The organism is Streptomyces sp. NPDC052773 (assembly GCF_044547145.1).
Lineage (GTDB): Bacteria > Actinomycetota > Actinomycetes > Streptomycetales > Streptomycetaceae > Streptomyces.
The window spans coordinates 128,937-145,806 of record NZ_JBITZX010000016.1; the positions used below are offsets into that span (position 1 = coordinate 128,937).

At 73.3% G+C, this 16,870-nt stretch carries 18 protein-coding genes; 8 read left to right on the forward strand and 10 right to left on the reverse strand.

The features are described 5' to 3' along the window. Nucleotides 1–2: 2 nt before the first annotated feature. Nucleotides 3–962, reverse strand: a complete 960-nt coding sequence (locus ACIG0D_RS29280) for a hypothetical protein (protein ID WP_399806652.1) — start codon at nt 960–962, stop codon at nt 3–5. Between the two features lie 324 nt (nt 963–1,286). Here ACIG0D_RS29280 and ACIG0D_RS29285 point away from each other — a divergent pair, with 324 nt between their 5' ends. After that, on the forward strand, nt 1,287–2,030 hold the full coding sequence (locus ACIG0D_RS29285; RefSeq protein ID WP_399806654.1) for a maleylpyruvate isomerase family mycothiol-dependent enzyme: 744 nt from the start codon (nt 1,287–1,289) through the stop codon (nt 2,028–2,030). Between the two features lie 120 nt (nt 2,031–2,150). On the opposite strand, the gene ACIG0D_RS29290 is transcribed toward ACIG0D_RS29285, so the two are convergent. Then, the gene (locus ACIG0D_RS29290; protein WP_399806657.1) at nt 2,151–2,639 is read right to left on the reverse strand and encodes a MarR family winged helix-turn-helix transcriptional regulator; all 489 of its coding nucleotides are present in this window, start codon (nt 2,637–2,639) and stop codon (nt 2,151–2,153) included. An 85-nt stretch (nt 2,640–2,724) separates the two neighbouring features. Between ACIG0D_RS29290 and ACIG0D_RS29295 the strand changes: the two genes are divergently transcribed. Further along, entirely contained in the window at nt 2,725–4,200 is a 1,476-nt protein-coding gene (locus ACIG0D_RS29295) for an MFS transporter (protein WP_399806660.1), read from the forward strand. A 117-nt stretch (nt 4,201–4,317) separates the two neighbouring features. Further along, the gene (locus tag ACIG0D_RS29300) at nt 4,318–4,602 is read left to right on the forward strand and encodes a DUF6332 family protein (RefSeq protein WP_399806662.1); all 285 of its coding nucleotides are present in this window, start codon (nt 4,318–4,320) and stop codon (nt 4,600–4,602) included. On the opposite strand, the gene ACIG0D_RS29305 is transcribed toward ACIG0D_RS29300, so the two are convergent. Beyond that, on the reverse strand, nt 4,563–5,228 hold the full coding sequence (locus ACIG0D_RS29305; protein ID WP_399806665.1) for a response regulator: 666 nt from the start codon (nt 5,226–5,228) through the stop codon (nt 4,563–4,565). The two genes, ACIG0D_RS29300 and ACIG0D_RS29305, sit on opposite strands and share 40 nt — an antisense overlap. Beyond that, on the reverse strand, nt 5,225–6,463 hold the full coding sequence (locus ACIG0D_RS29310) for a sensor histidine kinase (protein ID WP_399806667.1): 1,239 nt from the start codon (nt 6,461–6,463) through the stop codon (nt 5,225–5,227). Before ACIG0D_RS29310 ends, ACIG0D_RS29305 begins: the two co-directional genes overlap by 4 nt. A 141-nt stretch (nt 6,464–6,604) precedes the next feature. On the opposite strand from ACIG0D_RS29310, the gene ACIG0D_RS29315 reads away from it, so the two are divergent. Next, the gene (locus ACIG0D_RS29315; RefSeq protein ID WP_399806670.1) at nt 6,605–6,952 is read left to right on the forward strand and encodes a BTAD domain-containing putative transcriptional regulator; all 348 of its coding nucleotides are present in this window, start codon (nt 6,605–6,607) and stop codon (nt 6,950–6,952) included. Here ACIG0D_RS29315 and ACIG0D_RS29320 read toward each other — a convergent pair. Both ACIG0D_RS29320 and ACIG0D_RS29325 read right to left on the reverse strand, forming a co-directional pair. Next, nucleotides 6,942–7,364 carry a DUF6003 family protein gene (locus ACIG0D_RS29320; protein ID WP_399806672.1) on the reverse strand — a complete coding sequence of 141 codons (423 nt, stop codon included), beginning with the start codon at nt 7,362–7,364 and terminating at the stop codon, nt 6,942–6,944. The two genes, ACIG0D_RS29315 and ACIG0D_RS29320, sit on opposite strands and share 11 nt — an antisense overlap. 150 nt (nt 7,365–7,514) lie before the next feature. Then, nucleotides 7,515–8,246: a TetR/AcrR family transcriptional regulator gene (locus ACIG0D_RS29325; protein ID WP_399806675.1), complete on the reverse strand. Its 732-nt coding sequence runs from the start codon at nt 8,244–8,246 to the stop codon at nt 7,515–7,517. A gap of 243 nt (nt 8,247–8,489) precedes the next feature. Between ACIG0D_RS29325 and ACIG0D_RS29330 the strand changes: the two genes are divergently transcribed. Continuing rightward, complete coding sequence (locus ACIG0D_RS29330; RefSeq protein ID WP_399806678.1) at nt 8,490–8,954, forward strand: nitroreductase family deazaflavin-dependent oxidoreductase; 465 nt, start codon at nt 8,490–8,492, stop codon at nt 8,952–8,954. Here the strand turns inward: ACIG0D_RS29330 and ACIG0D_RS29335 are convergent. Further along, on the reverse strand, nt 8,938–10,224 hold the full coding sequence (locus ACIG0D_RS29335) for a geranylgeranyl reductase family protein (RefSeq protein ID WP_399806680.1): 1,287 nt from the start codon (nt 10,222–10,224) through the stop codon (nt 8,938–8,940). The genes ACIG0D_RS29330 and ACIG0D_RS29335 overlap by 17 nt on opposite strands. 171 nt (nt 10,225–10,395) lie before the next feature. Here ACIG0D_RS29335 and ACIG0D_RS29340 point away from each other — a divergent pair, with 171 nt between their 5' ends. Both ACIG0D_RS29340 and ACIG0D_RS29345 read left to right on the forward strand, forming a co-directional pair. Beyond that, nucleotides 10,396–11,751: a dipeptidase gene (locus tag ACIG0D_RS29340; RefSeq protein ID WP_399806683.1), complete on the forward strand. Its 1,356-nt coding sequence runs from the start codon at nt 10,396–10,398 to the stop codon at nt 11,749–11,751. A 70-nt stretch (nt 11,752–11,821) separates the two neighbouring features. Continuing rightward, complete coding sequence (locus ACIG0D_RS29345) at nt 11,822–12,529, forward strand: MBL fold metallo-hydrolase (RefSeq protein ID WP_399806687.1); 708 nt, start codon at nt 11,822–11,824, stop codon at nt 12,527–12,529. A 10-nt stretch (nt 12,530–12,539) separates the two neighbouring features. Here the strand turns inward: ACIG0D_RS29345 and ACIG0D_RS29350 are convergent, their stop codons facing one another. From ACIG0D_RS29350 to ACIG0D_RS29360, 3 genes are all read right to left on the reverse strand, one after another. Next, nucleotides 12,540–13,616, reverse strand: a complete 1,077-nt coding sequence (locus ACIG0D_RS29350) for an NUDIX domain-containing protein (RefSeq protein WP_399806690.1) — start codon at nt 13,614–13,616, stop codon at nt 12,540–12,542. Nucleotides 13,617–13,754: 138 nt separating this feature from the next. After that, nucleotides 13,755–13,952 (reverse strand): hypothetical protein, encoded by a 198-nt coding sequence (locus ACIG0D_RS29355; RefSeq protein ID WP_399806692.1) that lies wholly within the window; start codon nt 13,950–13,952, stop codon nt 13,755–13,757. 475 nt (nt 13,953–14,427) lie between these two features. Then, nucleotides 14,428–15,381 (reverse strand): ROK family protein, encoded by a 954-nt coding sequence (locus ACIG0D_RS29360; protein WP_399806695.1) that lies wholly within the window; start codon nt 15,379–15,381, stop codon nt 14,428–14,430. A gap of 215 nt (nt 15,382–15,596) precedes the next feature. On the opposite strand from ACIG0D_RS29360, the gene ACIG0D_RS29365 reads away from it, so the two are divergent. After that, nucleotides 15,597–16,646 (forward strand): LacI family DNA-binding transcriptional regulator, encoded by a 1,050-nt coding sequence (locus ACIG0D_RS29365; RefSeq protein WP_399806698.1) that lies wholly within the window; start codon nt 15,597–15,599, stop codon nt 16,644–16,646. Nucleotides 16,647–16,870 lie beyond the last annotated feature (224 nt).

Genomic DNA, 16,870 nt, shown 5'->3' on the forward strand with positions numbered 1-16,870 from the left:
GGTTACACGCCCGCCTTGACGCCCTGCTGGCGCAGGTGGTCTCCGGTCTCCCACGGGTACAGCTGGAGGTTCCAGCCGCCGAGGCAGTTGATGTAGAGGGCCATCTGGCTGGTGGCGGCGTAGAAGTCGTCCCGGTCGACCCGGTCGAGGACGTCGAGGAAGCGCTGGGTGAACGCCCACAGCTTCTCCAGACCGCAGTAGCCCAGGAACTCGGCGGGGACGCCGACGAGCAGGCGGGTCATGTGGACGAGGGAGTCCATCGGCATGCCCTGGACGGCGGCGCGGACGAGTCCGCCGTAGGCGGCGTAACCCAGCGGCCGGGTCTCTCCGTTGACGAACAGCAGGGTGGGCAGGACGGTGCCGAAGTTGCCCGCCTGGGAGGGGATGATGCCCTGGTGGAGGTCGTCCAGCTCGGCCGGGGGTGCGAGCCAGATCTTCTCGGTCTCCTCGACGATGTCGGCGATCAGGCGGTCGGCGGCCGGGTCGGTGGCGTGCAGCCTCGGGATGCGGTGGCCGCCGGGCTCGCCCGCGCGGCGGACTTCGGCGAGGATCTGCTTCTTCGTGGAGTAGACGGCGTCCCAGATCGCGGCCCCGGCCTCCAGCAGGGCGGGCATGTCCGCCTCGCGGATCCGGCCGACGGGGGTGGCGGGCATCGGCTCGGTCAGCGTGCCGTACTTGATGCCCAGGTGCTGCAAGCCGGAGCAGAACACGGTGCCGTCGGGAGCCTCCCGCCGGTCGGGGATACGGGTGGCGTGGGGGGTGTGCAGCAGGCTGGGTATCGGCGCCACGTGGTAGAGGTGCTCTCCGGCGATGAGGGCGTGTCCCTGAAGGCTCCGGTAGGGCAGGGACTCCCACAGGGCGTCGGCGAGTGCCGGGTTACGGTCGTCGAGGTCGGCGGCGACCGTGATGCCGAGGTCGGGCCAGGAGATCTCGATCTGACGGCCAAGCAGCTTCTCAGACAAGGCTTTTCCCGTTCGTTGGTTCGGCTTGCCCGAGGAGTACATCGTCGGCAGACGGCTTTCAGCCAGGCGTCGAAAACCTGAAAACTGGGCAGCCTGAGACCCGTGGTTGGTGTGTTTCTACGAGAACCAGGCCCTCCGGATCATGGCCGATGAGCCACCCCCGCACGCCCCCGAAGCGCGCTTCGATCGCCCCTCAATCTGCCCCTCAATCGCCCTTCGATCGACCTTCGATCGGCCTTCGATCGGCCTTCCAGGGCGGGCCGAAGACGCCTGCGGGGAAACCCACTTGCCCTGGAGCGCCCTCCATCCGGCAGACTCGCCCGCATGGAACCCACTGCCCCGAAGACGGGCCGTTTCATCGAAACCCTCGACCGGGAAGGCCGGTTGCTCGCGGCGGCGGCCGAACAGGCGGGCACGGACGCCAAGGTTCCCACCTGCCCCGGCTGGCAGGTGCGCGACCTGCTGCGGCACACCGGCGCGGTACACCGCTGGGCCGCGTCCTACGTCCGGGAGGGACACAGCGAACGGCGCCCCCTCGGCGATGCTCCGGACCTAGACGGCGCGGAGTTGGTCGACTGGTACCGCGAGAGCCACCGACAGCTCGTCGACACGCTCACCGGAGCGGCGCCCGACGTCACCTGCTTCACGTTCCTGCCGGCGCCGTCACCGCTGGAGTTCTGGGCCCGTCGCCAGCTGCACGAGACGACCGTGCACCGCTACGACGCGCAGGCGGCGCTCGGCGGCACCCCGAGCCCCATCGAGCGGGACCTCGCGGCGGACGGCATCGACGAGCTGCTGCGCGGCTTCCACGCCCGCTCCCGGAGTCAGGTCCGCACGGAGAAGCCCCGTACGCTGCGGGTGCGCGCCACGGACGCGGACGCGGTGTGGACCGTACGGCTGTCCACGGAGCCCCCGGTGACCACGCCGGACGACTCCGGGAACGCCGACTGCGAACTGTCGGGCCCGGCCGAGGAGTTGTATCTGGCGCTGTGGAACCGTGTGCCCGTCCCATCGGTCACGGGCGACCGGGCGCTGGCCGCGTTGTGGCGGGAGCGGTCGGCGATCTGAGGACACCGGCCGGGCCGCCGGTCCCGCACGGCCCGCCGGTCCCGCACGGGCCGCCGGTCCCGCACGGCCCGCCGGTCCCGCACGGCCCGCCCGTCCGGCACGGCACGCCGGCCAGGCACGTCAGCCGCGCGCGCCCTGCCGGCCTTCGGAGCCCCCCGCGCTCGCGCCACCCTCCGCCTCTTCGGCGTCCCGGGCGTCGTCCGCGTCAGCCGCGTCGTCCGCCAGCATCCGGGTCAGCACCGCCCGCTGCACGGGCAGCACCTCCGCGTGCAGGGCGCGCCCCTTGTCGGTGAGGGCCACGCGGACGCCGCGGCGGTCCTCCTGGCACATGCCGCGGCTGACGAGTCCGTCCTTCTCCAGCCGGGCGATCAGCCGGGACAGCGCGCTCTGGCTGAGATGGATGTGCTCGGAGATCTCCTGCACCCGGTAACTGCACGGCCCCTTCGGCATCTCGCCCTGGGCCAGCACGTCGAGGACCTCGAAGTCACTGGCGCACAGACCGTGCCCGTGCAGGGCCCGGTCGAGCTCGCCCTGCGTGCGGGCGTGCAACGCGAGGATGCCCCGCCACTGCTCCACAAGCGCCTGCTCGGCCGCCTTCTTCGCCGCCATGTCCGCACCGTAGCAGAGAAACCGATTTGTTGCGCGGGAATTAAATGCGCTTGCATCTCATGCACGTGCATGTAGTGTCTCGGCCATGACCTCTCCGCTCACCACCGCCCCGTCCGAGGTGCGCTGGACACCTCGTCTGTGGGGCACCTTGCTGGTCCTCTGCGCCGCCATGTTCCTCGACGCGCTCGACGTCTCCATGGTCGGCGTCGCCCTGCCGTCCATCGGAGCCGATCTCGGGCTGTCCACCTCGACCCTGCAGTGGATCGTCAGCGGCTACATCCTCGGCTACGGCGGCCTGCTGCTGCTCGGCGGACGTACCGCCGACCTGCTGGGCCGGCGCCAGGTCTTCCTGGTGGCCCTGGGTGTCTTCGCCCTCGCCTCGCTGCTCGGCGGACTCGTCGACTCCGGCCCGCTGCTCATCGCCAGCCGCTTCATCAAGGGTCTGAGCGCGGCGTTCACCGCACCGGCCGGCCTGTCGATCATCACCACGACGTTCCCCGAGGGCCCGCTGCGCAACCGCGCCCTGTCCATCTACACCACCTGCGCGGCCACCGGCTTCTCCATGGGCCTGGTGCTGTCCGGTCTGCTCACCGAGGCCAGCTGGCGCCTGACCATGCTGCTGCCCGCACCCATCGCCCTGATCGCGCTGCTCGCCGGTCTGAAGCTGCTGCCGCACAGCAGCCGCGAACGCGACCACCGCGGCTACGACATCCCCGGCGCCGTGCTCGGCACCGCCGCGATGCTGCTGCTGGTCTTCACCGTCGTCCAGGCGCCGGAGGTCGGCTGGGCCGCCGCCCGCACCCTGCTGTCCTTCCTGGCGGTGGCCGTGCTGCTGACGGCGTTCGTACTGGTCGAGCGGCGTTCACCGGGGCCGCTGGTGCGGCTCGGCGTGCTGCGCTCCGGTACCCAGGTGCGCGCCCAGCTCGGCGCCATGGCCTTCTTCGGGTCGTACGTCGGCTTCCAGTTCCTGGTCACCCTGTACATGCAGTCGCTGCTGGGCTGGTCCGCGCTGCACACGGCGCTCGCGTTCCTGCCAGCAGGTGCGCTGGTGGCCCTGTCCGCGACGAAGGTCGGCGCGATCGTCGACCGGTTCGGCACCCCGCGCCTGCTCGCGGCCGGCTTCGCGCTGATGGTCGCCGGATACGCGCTGTTCCTCGGCGTCGACCTCGACCCGGTGTACGCCGTCGCCATCCTGCCCAGCATGCTGCTGATCGGCGCGGCCTGCGCGCTGGTCTTCCCGTCGCTGAACATCCAGGCCACCAACGGGGTCGAGGACCACGAGCAGGGCATGGTCTCCGGGCTGCTGAACACCTCGGTGCAGGTCGGCGGCGCGATCTTCCTGGCGGTGGTCACGGCCGTCGTCACCGCGAACGCACCCGAGAGCGCCACCCCGCAGGCCGTCCTCGACAGTTACCGGCCGGGCCTGGTCGTGGTCACGGGCATCGCCGTAGTCGGCCTGCTGATCTCGCTGACGGGCCTGCGCGCCCGGCGCCGCGGACCGTCCGTCGTGGTCGCCAAGTCCCCCGCCCCGGAGGCGGAGCGCGTCCCCGTACGCGACTGAGAACACCCTCGTACGTGACGGAGCGCGTCCCGGTACGCCCCTGGGGGGACCGTTCCTGCCCCCGCGCCCGGCGGAGCCCGCTTGCTCCGCCGGGCGCGCTGCTGTGAGACTCGCGTCATGACGACATACGGGGGACGGCGCGACCAGGCCGAACGGGACGCCATCACGGTGGAGATCGGATACGCGCTGTGCAGCGCGGCCTTCGCGGCGGCGGTGGTCTTCGGGGCGCTGGCCGGGCCGGTGTGGCTGTTCACGCTGCCGGACATCGTGGAGACCGTGCTGCTGCGCACCGCTCAGGTGGTCGCGCCGGTGCTGTTCGCGGCGCGGGTGATCTCGGTGCTGGTCCGCTTCCGGACGGACGCTCAGCCGAGCCAGCCCGGCCGCACCAACCCCGACTCGTAGGCCAGCACGACGAGTTGGGCCCGGTCGCGGGCACCGAGCTTGACCATCGTGCGGCTCACATGGGTCTTCGCGGTGAGCGGGCTGACGACCAGGCGGCGGGCGATCTCCTCGTTGGACAGGCCGATCCCGACCAGGGCCATCACCTCCCGCTCCCGCTCGGTGAGCGCGGCCAGCACGTCGGCCGCCGCGGGCTCCTTGGAGCGGGCGGCGAACTCGGCGATCAGCCGCCGCGTCACCCCCGGTGAGAGCAGGGCGTCGCCCGCGACCACCGCGCGGACCGCGCGCAGCAGTTCGTCCGGTTCGGTGTCCTTCACCAGGAAGCCGGAGGCGCCCGCGCGGATCGCCTCGAAGACGTACTCGTCCAGCTCGAACGTGGTCAGCATGACCACCTTCACGTCCGCCAGCCCCGGGTCCTGGGTGATCCGCCGGGTCGCGGCGAGTCCGTCGAGGACGGGCATGCGGATGTCCATCAGGACGACGTCGGGGCGCCGTTCGCGCACCCGGCGCAGCGCCTCGTCGCCGTCCGCGGCCTCCGCGACGGTCTCGATGTCGGGCTGCGCGTCGAGCAGGGCCCGGAAACCGGCCCGCACCAGGTGCTGGTCGTCGGCGAGCAGTACGCGGATCACCGGTCCTCCTCCTCGCGGTGCGGCGGCGCCAGCGGCAGTACGGCGACCACGCGGAACCCTCCGTCGGGGCGCGGGCCCGCCTGGATGGTGCCACCGAGGGCGGCGGCCCGCTCCCGCATTCCGGCCAGCCCGTTGCCGCCGCCGCCCGCGTCGGCGCCGGTCGCCGGGCCGTCGTCGTCGATCCGCAGCCGCAGCGTGCCGCCGTCCCGGGCGAGCCGCACGCGCGCGTGCCGGGAACCGGAGTGCCGTACGACGTTCGTCAGCGCCTCCTGGACGATCCGGAAGGCGGCGAGATCGGTGGCCGGCGGCAACCGCGGGGCCGTGCCCTCCACCCGGACCGTGAGGCCCGCGTCCGCCGCCGCCTCCACCAGCTCGGGCAGCCGGTCGAGGCCGGGGGCCGGTGCGCGCGGCGCGTCCCCGGGGGTGCGCAGACTGTCGAGCACCTGGCGGACCTCGCCCAGCGCCTCCTTGCTGGCGCCCTTGATGGTGGTGAGCGCGGTCCGCGCCTGCTCGGGGTCGGTGTCGAGCAGGGCGAGTCCGACGCCCGCCTGCACGTTGATCACGGAGAGGCTGTGCGCGAGGACGTCGTGCAGTTCGCGGGCGATCCGCAGCCGCTCCTCGTCGGCCCGCCGCCGCGCGGCCTGGGCCCGCTCGGCCCGCTCCCGCGCCCACTGCTCACGCCGGGCGCGGGCCAGCTCCGCGAGGGCCACGATGGCCACGACCCAGGCGGCGGTCACCGCCTCCTGGCCCCAGGAGGCGGCCGAGTCCCCGGACGGCGGCAGCCACCGGTACAGCCAGTGCGCGACCAGCACATGCGCCGCCCACAGCGTGCCGAGCGCCGCCCAGGCGGCTCTGCGGTGCCCGGCGACGACCGCGCCGAAGCAGGCGACGGCGACCGTCAGCAGCACCGGCCCGTACGGGTACCCGGCGCCGAGATAGACCGCGACGGTCGCCGCCGTACCGAACGCCACGGCCCGCGGATGCCGGTGACGCCACAGCAGCTGCCCGGCCGCGAGGAGCAGCAGCACGCGCGCGAAGGGGTCGAGGGCGGCCCGCTCGTCCACCTGGCCGCGTGCGGCGATCTGCGAGCCCGCCAGCGCGAACGCGGTCAGCAGCACGGTGGAGCGCCACGGCCACCGGGTCGGCCGCCCCTCCTCCTCGGGACGGTCCCGCCACGGCGGCCCGTTCCGCCACCACGCGGGCGGACCGCCCGGACGTACGCGCTGCTCCTCCATGCCTGCCACGCTAGACGCCGGTCCGCGTCGTCGGCGTCACCCGCGGGAGGTGATCACACGTACTCCTCACGGGGTACGTCCGCCCGGGCCCCGCCGTCCTCCCCGAGTCGTATCCGGCGCAGCGGGCGCGGCGCCCACCAGTTGGCCCGCCCGGCCAGCGCGTACGCCCACGAACTCGTCCGCCTCGTCGCCGCCCACCCGCTGCGCGAACGCCTCGACGAACTCCTGATGCCGGCCCTGTGCCGCACCGGCCGTCCCTCCGACGCCCTCACCGCCTACGAGGCCGGCCGCCCGCCTCCGCCTCGGCGAGACCCTGGCGACCGTTCCTCGGTGAGCGACCGCAGCACGGACACCACCGTCTCGGCCACGGTGCTCGCGGCGTGGTCGACGTGCCCCTCCCGCCTCACTGCCGCTCCGTCGTACTCTCCTTCGCTCTTGCGTGAACGGGAGGAAGCCCGGCCCGGCAGCCGACGGGTCCTCAGCGGGTGAGTGCCTTGACGGTGGCCAGGTCCTCACCGGTCAGTTCCGCGATGCGGTGCGCCGGGACACCGGCTGCCAGGGCACGGGCGAGCAGGGCGTCGCGACCGTCCGTGCACGAGCGGTAGGCAAGCAGTTCCTCCTCCAGCCGGGCCTGCTCCGGCGGAGCGGTCCGTTGGCGCAGGCGGCTCAGTTCCTCATCGCCGAGAGGCACAGGCAGCCGCTCGGCGTCCTCCGGGATGGCCGCCGTCTCCTCAGGCGGCACCAGGCGGAGCGCGGGGGACGCCACCGTGACCCCCTGGGCTCGGAGCCACTGCTGTACGGCAGGGGTGTCCATGCAGGCGAGGTCACCGACAGCAGCGGGAGGCACACCGAGCGCGGTGGCCACGCCGGGCAGCAGGACGAGATACGCGTCGTCGGTCACGGTCCGCTCCTCACGTGAGAGGCCTTGTGGTCGTGGCGTTCCGTATACCCGGGGCCGGTCGCCGGATGCTGAGCCACCGTGCCGGCTGCTGCACGTGCAGGCCGGAACGCGCACGGCGCAACTCCTCCATGGCTTACGGCCGCTCGGGGCTCACTCGTGGACCAGCCCCACGGAGTGGGCCAGTCGACCCACCGCGTGGTGGAAGAACGGCTCGCGGTCCTCGACGATCCGGTTGAACTGGCCGAAGACCTCGAAGCCGACCAGCCCGAAGAGCTGCGCCCAGGCCGCGACCAGCACGGCCACGACCTCGGGCGGGAGATCGGGGGCGAGGTCGGCGGCGATGCGCTGGGCCTCGGTGCGGAGTTCGGCGGGCAGCGGGGTCTTGGCGACGCCCTTGCCCCGGTGGGCGTCGCGCACGATACGGATCAGGAGGTGCCCGACGCGGGCGGCGGGCGGGACCGTGGTCTGCGGGGCGGTGTAGCCGGGCACGGGCGAGCCGTAGATCAGGGCGTACTCGTGGGGATGCGCGAGCGCCCAGGCGCGGACCGCCTCGCACACGGCCGTCCAGCGCCGTACCGGTGCGGCGTCGGCGACGGCGTCGTGCGCGGCCTCCGCGGCCTCGCCGAGGGAGTCGTAGGCGTCGATGATGAGCGCGGTCAGCAGGTCGTCGCGGCTGGGGAAGTAGCGGTAGAGCGCGGAGGAGACCATGCCCAGCTCGCGGGCGACCGCGCGCAGGGAGAGCTTGGCGGCGCCGTCGACCGCGAGTTGCCGACGGGCCTCTTCCTTGATGGCCTCGGTGACTTCGATACGGGCTCGGGCGCGGGCGCCGCGCGGGGCGCTGGGGGTGCCTGCCGTGTTGCGTGCCGTGTCGGTGCTGCTCATGGCGGGCAGTCTTCCATGCTTTTCGGAGCGGTGCACACAAACGAGAGCAGTGCACACGGACGAGAGCGGCGCACAGAGACGAGAGCGATGCACTCACCCCAGAGCACCGCACACATTCGAGAGCATTGCTCTTGCTTTGGGTCAGCGCTCTCATGCACACTGCTCTCAACCGAGAGCAGTGCTCACACAACGAGTACTGAGACCACGGCCACGCCCACGCGTGACCTCACAAGGGGGAACCCCATGCCCACCCACGTCCGCAAGCCCGGCTGGCTCACCGTCAACGTCTTCAACCGCACCGTCGCCTGGCTGGCCCGCCGCGGCATCAGCATCTGGGGCTCGCGCGTCCTCGCGGTCCGCGGGCGCAAGAGCGGCCAGTGGCGGACCACGCCGGTGAACCTGCTGACCGTCGACGGCCGGCGGTATCTCGTCGCGCCGCGCGGCCACGTCCAGTGGACGCACAACATGCGCGCGGCAGGCGGCGGCGAGCTGCGCCTCGGCCGGACCGTGGAGGCCTTCACCGCGACCGAGGTCGCCGACGACGACAAACCGCAACTCCTGCGCGCCTACCTCAAGCGGTGGAAGGCCGAGGTGGGCGTGTTCTTCGACGGCGTCGGCCCGGATTCCCCCGACGCCGAGCTGCGCCGGATCGCCCCCGACCACCCCGTCTTCCGCATCGAGACGACCTCGGTCAGGACGACGAGCTGACCTCGGCCCCGGCCGCCCCGCTCCCGGACTCGTTCTCGGTCCCGGCCGGGGGCTCCGCCGCGGAGCGCCGGTCCAGCATGGTGAGGGCACGCTGGGCGATCGGCCGGGTCCGGACGATCTCGCCCAGGGACGTCGAGCCGCGCGTGATGTCCATGAACGCCCGCCAGGCCGGCCGGAAACCGGTCAGCGCCGCGTGGAACAGGCCGGGCCGCCGCTCGAACGCCTGGAGCAGCCGCCTGCCGACGGCCATCTCCACGCCCAGCCCCGCCTTGATCGCGAACGCGTAGTTCAGGGCCTGCCGGCGCGTGTCCACGGCGTCGTGGGCCTCGGCGATGCGCACCGCCCACTCCCCCGCGAGCCGCCCCGAGCGCAGCGCGAACGAGATGCCCTCGCGGGTCCACGGCTCCAGCAGCCCCGCCGCGTCCCCGCACACCAGCACCCGCCCGCGCGACAGCGGCGAGTCGTCGGCACGGCAGCGGGTGAGGTGCCCGGAGGAGATGCTCGGTTCGAAGCCCGCGAGTCCGAGCCGCCCGATGAAGTCCTCCAGGTACCGCTTGGTCGCGGCGCCCTCGCCGCGCGCGGAGATCACGCCGACGGTGAGCGTGTCGCCCTTGGGGAACACCCAGCCGTAACTGCCCGGGATGGGCCCCCAGTCGATGAGGACGCGCCCCTTCCAGTCCTCGGCGACCGTCTCCGGCACCGGGATCTCCGCCTCCAGGCCGAGGTCGACCTGACCGAGCTTCACGCCGACGTGCGCTCCTATCCGGCTGGCGCTGCCGTCCGCGCCGACGACGGCCCGCGCGAGCAGCGTCTCGCCGCCCTGGAGGACGACGGCGACCGTGCGCCGGTCCGGGACCGCCGAGCCGTGCTGCTCGACCCGCTGGACGGTGACGCCGGTGCGCAGCTCGGCGCCCGCCTTCTGCGCGTGCTCGACCAGCCGCTGGTCGAACTCGGGCCGGTTGATCAGCCCGAAGAGCATCTGCTTGGAGCGCCGGGTGCGGGCGAAGCGGCCGTTGTGGGAGAACGTCACCGCGTGCACGCGGTCCTTGAGCGGCAGCTCGAAGCCGGGCGGCAGGGCGTCGCGCGAGGGCCCGATGATGCCGCCGCCGCAGGTTTTGTAGCGGGGCAGCTCCGCCTTCTCCAGCAACAGCACACGCCGTCCGGCGACCGCCGCCGCGTAGGCGGCCGAAGCCCCCGCGGGTCCCGCGCCCACCACGACGACGTCCCACACCTGCCGCACGTCGTCCGCCGAAGAGTTCTCGCTGCTCACGATGGTCTGCTGCTCCCGATCCGCCGCCTGCCGCTTCCCCAGGCCCTCGGTTCCTCGGGCAGGGGTCCCCCATGTCCTTCGCATCCTACGGCGAAGATCGCGGATGGCCGCTGTGGGAGGATCGGCAGTATCCGCACCCGTAACAACGTCGCACCCACAAGGAGCGTGCCCATGTCGTCGAATCCGGTCGCCGAGACCGTCGCCTCGCTGATGCCCAGGGCGAAGGCGGAGCTCACCGAACTGGTGGCCTTCAAGTCGGTGGCGGACTTCGACCAGTTCCCGAAGACAGAGAGCGAGGGAGCCGCCCGCTGGATCGCGGACGCGCTCACCGCGGAGGGCTTCCAGGACGTGGCCCTGCTCGACACCCCGGACGGAACCCAGTCGGTGTACGGCTACCTGCCCGGGCCGGAGGGCGCGAAGACGGTGCTGCTGTACGCGCACTACGACGTGCAGCCGCCGCTGGACGAGGCGGCCTGGACCACCCCGCCGTTCGAGCTGACCGAACGGGACGGCCGCTGGTACGGGCGGGGCGCCGCCGACTGCAAGGGCGGCGTGATCATGCACCTGCTGGCGCTGCGCGCGCTGAAGGCGAACGGCGGCATACCGGTGCACGTCAAGGTGATCGCCGAGGGCTCCGAGGAGATGGGCACGGGAGGTCTGGAGCGGTACGCCGAGGCGCACCCGGAGCTGCTGGAGGCCGACACCATCGTGATCGGCGACGCGGGCAACTTCCGCGTGGGCCTGCCGACGGTCACCTCGACGCTGCGCGGGATGACCCTGGTGCGCGTGCAGGTCGACACCCTGGCGGGCAATCTGCACTCGGGCCAGTTCGGCGGTGCCGCGCCGGACGCGCTGGCCGCGCTGATCCGCGTCCTGGACTCGCTGCGCGCCGAGGACGGCTCGACGACGGTGGACGGGCTGTCCGGGGACGCGTCGTGGGAAGGTCTGCAGTACGACGAGGAGCAGTTCCGCAAGGACGCCAAGGTGCTGGACGGCGTGGAGCTGATCGGTTCCGGGACGGTCGCCGACCGCATCTGGGCGCGGCCCGCGGTCACCGTGCTCGGCATCGACTGCCCGCCGGTGGTCGGCGCGACCCCGTCGGTGCAGGCGAGCGCCCGGGCCCTGGTGAGCCTGCGGGTGCCGCCGGGCATGGACGCGGTGGAGGCGACGAAGCTGCTCCAGGCGCACCTGGAGACGCACACGCCGTGGGGCGCGCGGGTGAGCACCGAGCAGATCGGCCAGGGCCAGCCGTTCCGCGCCGACACGACCAGCCCCGCGTACCAGGCGATGGCCGACGCGATGGCGGTGGCCTACCCGGGCCAGGAGATGCAGTACGCCGGCCAGGGCGGCTCGATCCCGCTGTGCAACACCCTCGCCGCGCTCTACCCCCGCGCGGAGATCCTGCTGATCGGCCTGAGCGAGCCGGAGGCGCAGATCCACGCGGTGAACGAGAGCGTGTCGCCCGAGGAGCTGGAGCGCCTGTCCGTGGCGGAGGCGCTGTTCCTGCGCAACTACGCGGCGAGCTGAGGCACCGCCTCCGCTCTGCCCTCGGCTAAGGCCCCTCGCCTCGGAGCGGGGGGCCTTCTACCGTCCTGCCATGGACGTCATCGAACTCCTCCCCCGTCTGCATCTGCTGCGTTTCCCGGTCGGCCAGGCCTATCTGTGGCGGGACGGGGACGAGTTGACCCTGATCGACGCCGGTCCGGGCGGCTCGGGCGCGGCGCTCGCCGAGGCGGTCGCCGGGCTCGGCCGGGTCCCGGGCGACGTACGGCGGATCGTGCTCACCCACTTCCACGAGGACCATGTGGGCGGGGCGGCCGAGTTCGCCGCGCTGAGCGGGGCGGAGGTGTACGCCCACGGTCTGGACGCGCCGTACGTCCGGGGTGAACTGCCGGGTCCGCCGCCGGTGTTCGAGGACTGGGAGCGCCCGATCCACGCGGAGGCGGCCAGGCACCTCCCGCCGGACGACTTCCCGCGTCCGGCGGAGGTGACGGAGGTGTCCGACGGCGACCTCCTCGGCTTCGGCGGCGGGGCGCGGGTCGTCCACGTCCCCGGCCACACGGAGGGCAGCGTCGCGTTCCATCTGCCGCGGCACGCGGTGCTGTTCACCGGGGACACGGTGGCCGCGTCCCCGGTGGACGGCGCGGTGATGCCGGGCGTCTTCAACCTGGACCGGGCGCGCACCCTCGCGTCGTTCCGTCGGCTGGCCGGACTCGACACGGAGGTGGCCTGCTTCGGACACGGGGATCCGGTGGTCGGAGGGGCCGGGGCGGTGCTCAGGAGGGCGGCGGAGTCCGCTGTCTAGGGTCTGAAGCTTAGGGTCTGTCCGGCGAAGTCCCGTCGTGCCGGTCACCGACCGGGATGCCCGCCTCCAGGTACAGGGCCGCTCCGCGCTCGCGGGCGCGCAGGGCCCAGCGCAGGCGTTCGTAGCGGACGGGCGGCAGCAGGTGGGCGGCTTCCTGTTCGGTGACGAAGCGCCAGGCGCGCAGTTCGGGTCCGGGCAGCAGGACCCGGGCGGTCTCGGCGGAGTCGAGGCGTCCGCCGTCGAAGAGGAGGCGCAGCCCGCCGTAGCCGGGTGGTGCGGGCGGCTCCCAGTCGGCGACGAGCAGGCGCGGTACGTCCGTCAGGCGGATGCCGGTCTCCTCGGCGACCTCGCGGATCCCCGCCCGGGCGGGTGCCTCGCCGGGCTCCACGACGCCGCCGGGGAACTCCCAGCCGGGCTTGTAGGTGGGGTCGACGAGCAGCACGCGGTCCTGCTCGTCGAAGAGGAGGACGCCGGCGGCCAGCGTCTCCGCGGTGGGTTCGGGGGTCTGCACGATGTCGCACGCGGGGACCTCGCCCGCGGCGACGGCCTCCGCGATGCGGACGGCTGTCTCGTAGGGCGTGAGGGCGCCGTTGTCGACGAGATGGGCGTCGGCGGCGAGCCAGGAGGCGAGGGCGGCGCGGTACGGCTCGATGTGGTCGTAGGCCCACTGCCGTATCCGTATCTCGCCGTCGGGGAGGTCCGGGGGGATCTCCCGGTGGGCTATCCGCTCCCGCAGTATCGTTTCAGCCGGGGCGAGCAGCACATGGCTGACCGTGATCCGGCGGGCGGCGAGCCCACCGAAGATCTCGTCCCGGTAGTCCTGGCGGAGCAGGGTCATGGGGACCACGAGGGTGCCGCCGAGCTCGGCCAGCATCGCGGCCGCCGTGTCGATGACGAGCCGGCGCCAGATCGGCAGATCCTGGAAGTCGCCGACCTCGGCGAGGTGTTTGGCCGGCAGCAGATGTGCGAGTGCGCCTCCGATGACCTCGGGGTCGAAGAGCGTGCTGTTCGGGATCAGTTCGATCAGTTCCCGTGCGGTGGTCGTCTTTCCCGCACCGAACGTGCCGTTGATCCAGACGACGGTCACGTTTCCCCCTCTTCTGTTGGCCCCCTGTGGCTTGCCCGCTCCACCCTGCCATGGAAACCAGCCCCCGTTGAGGGCGCACAAACGGAAGGCGCCGGTCCCCCTGGCGGGGAGCCGGCGCCTCAGGGCCCTGCCGCTCGGTCAGTTCTCCTGGTCGCCGGGGTCGTCGTCGCCGGACGTGTCCAGGCTGTCGGTGGCGAGGACCGGGTCGAGGCTGCTGACGGTGTCGCCCACGTTGGGGCCGGACAGCTGTTCCCCGAGCGCGTGCGACGGCGTGACCGCCGCGACGACGAATCCGGTGGCGAGGGAGGCGATGGCGAGCATGCTGCGCTTCTTCATGCCCGTTCAACTGCTGACCGGGCGCCAGGTCACGCCCGGACGGAGAGTGCGTCGTCCCGGGGGTGAGCGCGCGGCCTCGCACCCGGTCACACCCGGACGGCGAGTGCGTCGCCCCGGCGTGAGCGCGCCGCCTCGCGGGGCGGGGCCGTCGTCCGCGCGGGAGGGCGTCGTCCGTGCGGGGCGGGGGCGTCGTCCCTGCAGAAGGGCGTCGTCCGCGCAGGAGGACGTTCTCCGCGCCGTGAGCCCGTCGCCTCGCGCGGCGGGGCGTAGACCCGCGTTCGGGTGCCTGGGCCCGCGTGGCGAGTTCGCAGACCCTCGCGGTCAGAAGGTCATCCCGTGCGCCCAGGCGTCATCTTCCGCGCCCGGGCGCCATCTCGCGCGGCGAGTGCCGCGGGAGCCGCGAGTGCCGAGTGCCGCAACTGCCGCAACTGCCGCAACTGCATACTCCCGCGCGGGCCGGAACGATCCCGCGCCGTCACACGCCCGCCGCGGCCGCGTCCCGGCGCCCGGCGAGAACCGCCGCCGCCGCGCCCACCAGCCCCGCGTCGGTGCCCGTCTGGGCGGGGGCGATGTCGAGGTGCCGGACGAAGGAGAGGGTGGCGTAGTCGGCGAGGGCCCGGCGCAGGGGCGTGAACAGTACGTCGCCCGCCTTGCCCACCCCGCCGCCGATCACGGCGATGTCGATCTCGACGAGGGTCGCGGTGGCCGCGATGCCGGCGGCCAGCGCGCGGGCGGCCCGCTCGAAGGAGGCCACGGCGACGGGGTCGCCGGCACGGGCCGCGGCGGCCACCGCGACGGCGGAGGCGTCGCCGTCCGGGCCGGGCCGCCAGCCGTTCTCCAGGGCGCGCCGGGCGATGTTCGGGCCGCTCGCGATGCGCTCGACGCAGCCGCGCCCGCCGCACGGGCAGGGGTCGCCGTCGAGGTCGACGCTGATGTGACCGATGTGGCCCGCGTTGCCGGTCGGGCCGGGATGCAGCCGCCCGTTCAGCACCAGCCCGCCGCCGACGCCCGTGGACACCACCATGCACAGCGCGTTGTCGTGCCCCCGCGCGGCGCCCTGCCAGTGCTCGGCGGCGGTGATCGCCACCCCGTCGCCGATCAGCTCGACCGGCAGCCCGCCGGTCGCCGCCCGGACCCGCTCGACCAGCGGATAGCCGCGCCAGCCGGGCACGTTCACCGGGCTCACCGTGCCGGCGGAGGCGTCCACCGGGCCCGCGCTGCCGATGCCGACGGCGTCCACGCGGCTCCACAGCGGCACGGCGGCCAGCTCGGCGAGGACGTCCTCGACGGCCCGCATCACGGTGTCGCCGTCCTCCCGCGCGGGGGTCGGGCGCTGCGCGCGCACCACGATCCGGCCGCCGCCGTCCACCAGCGCGCCTGCGATCTTGGTGCCGCCGATGTCGAGCGCGGCCACGAGGTGGGTGTGCATCAGAGTCGGATCTCCCCGTCAACCAGGTGGGTTCTCCCCGTCGACCAGGGGAGATGGGCCGGCCGGTCCTGCGGTGGGGCGCGGGGCCGGAATGTGCGGTGGACAGTCTCTCCCGGGTCTGACAACGTTGTCCAGGCTCTATGCTCGACGCCACATCCTCGTACAACCCCACGGACCGACGCACCCCCGTGGATCACAGGACAGGACACCGCACCGTGCCCGAGACCATCCGCCGAGCCGACCGTCTCCCCGGGAACCGCTACGGCAACCGGCCCACCATGAAGGACGTCGCGGCGCGCGCCGGAGTCGGACTGAAGACGGTTTCCCGGGTCGTCAACGGCGAGCCGGGCGTGACACCGGAGACCGAGCAGCGCGTCCAGGAGGCCATAGCGGCCCTGGGTTTCCGCCGCAACGACAGCGCACGGGTGCTGCGCAAGGGCCGTACGGCGAGCATCGGGCTGGTCCTGGAGGACCTCGCGGACCCGTTCTACGGCCCGCTGAGCCGCGCGGTCGAGGAGGTGGCCCGCGCCCACGGCGCCCTGCTGATCAACGGTTCCAGCGCGGAGGACCCGGAGCGGGAGCAGGAGCTGGTGCTGGCGCTGTGCGCGCGGCGGGTGGACGGGCTGGTGGTGATCCCGGCCGGGGACGACCACCGCTATCTGGAGCCGGAGATCAGGGCGGGCGTGGCCACCGTCTTCGTGGACCGTCCGGCCGGGAAGATCGACGCGGACGTGGTGCTCGCCGACAACTTCGGCGGCGCCCGCGACGGCGTCGCCCATCTGATCGCCCACGGGCACCGCCGTATCGGCTTCATCGGCGACATGCCCCGCATCCACACCGCGGCGGAGCGGCTGCGCGGGTACCGGGCCGCGATGGAGGACGCGGGGATACCGGTCGAGGAGTCCTGGATGTCGCTCGGCGCCACGAACCCGGCTCGGGTGCGCCGCGCCGCCGAGGAGATGCTCTCCGGCCCGGCGCCGGTCACCGCGGTCTTCGCGGGCAACAACCGGGTCACCGTCACGGTGATCCGGGTCCTGGCCGAGCACAGTCGCCGGGTGGCCCTGGTCGGCTTCGACGACATCGAGCTGGCCGATCTGCTCCAGCCGGGCGTGACGGTCGTCGCCCAGGACGCGGCCGCGCTCGGCCGGACCGCCGCCGAGCGGCTGTTCCGCCAGCTGGACGGCTCCCTGGTGGTCCCGGAGCGGATCGAGCTGCCGACCCGCCTGATCACCCGCGGCTCGGGCGAGCTGCCCCCGGCCGACTGAGGCCCCCACCCCGGGCCCCACGGCAGGCCCCGTGACCGGCCCCGGCGACTCTCCCCTACGGCCGCTCACCGCGCACGCCCGGCCTCGCCGCGGGACACCACGCGACCACCCGCTGCCCCACCCGCCGGGTGCCTGGCCAGGAGACTTCCGGCGGGCCCGGCTGACCGGCAGAGTGGCGGGCCTCGTCCACGGCAGTTCGCTGCCCGGCGCATACGCCTGTGTGA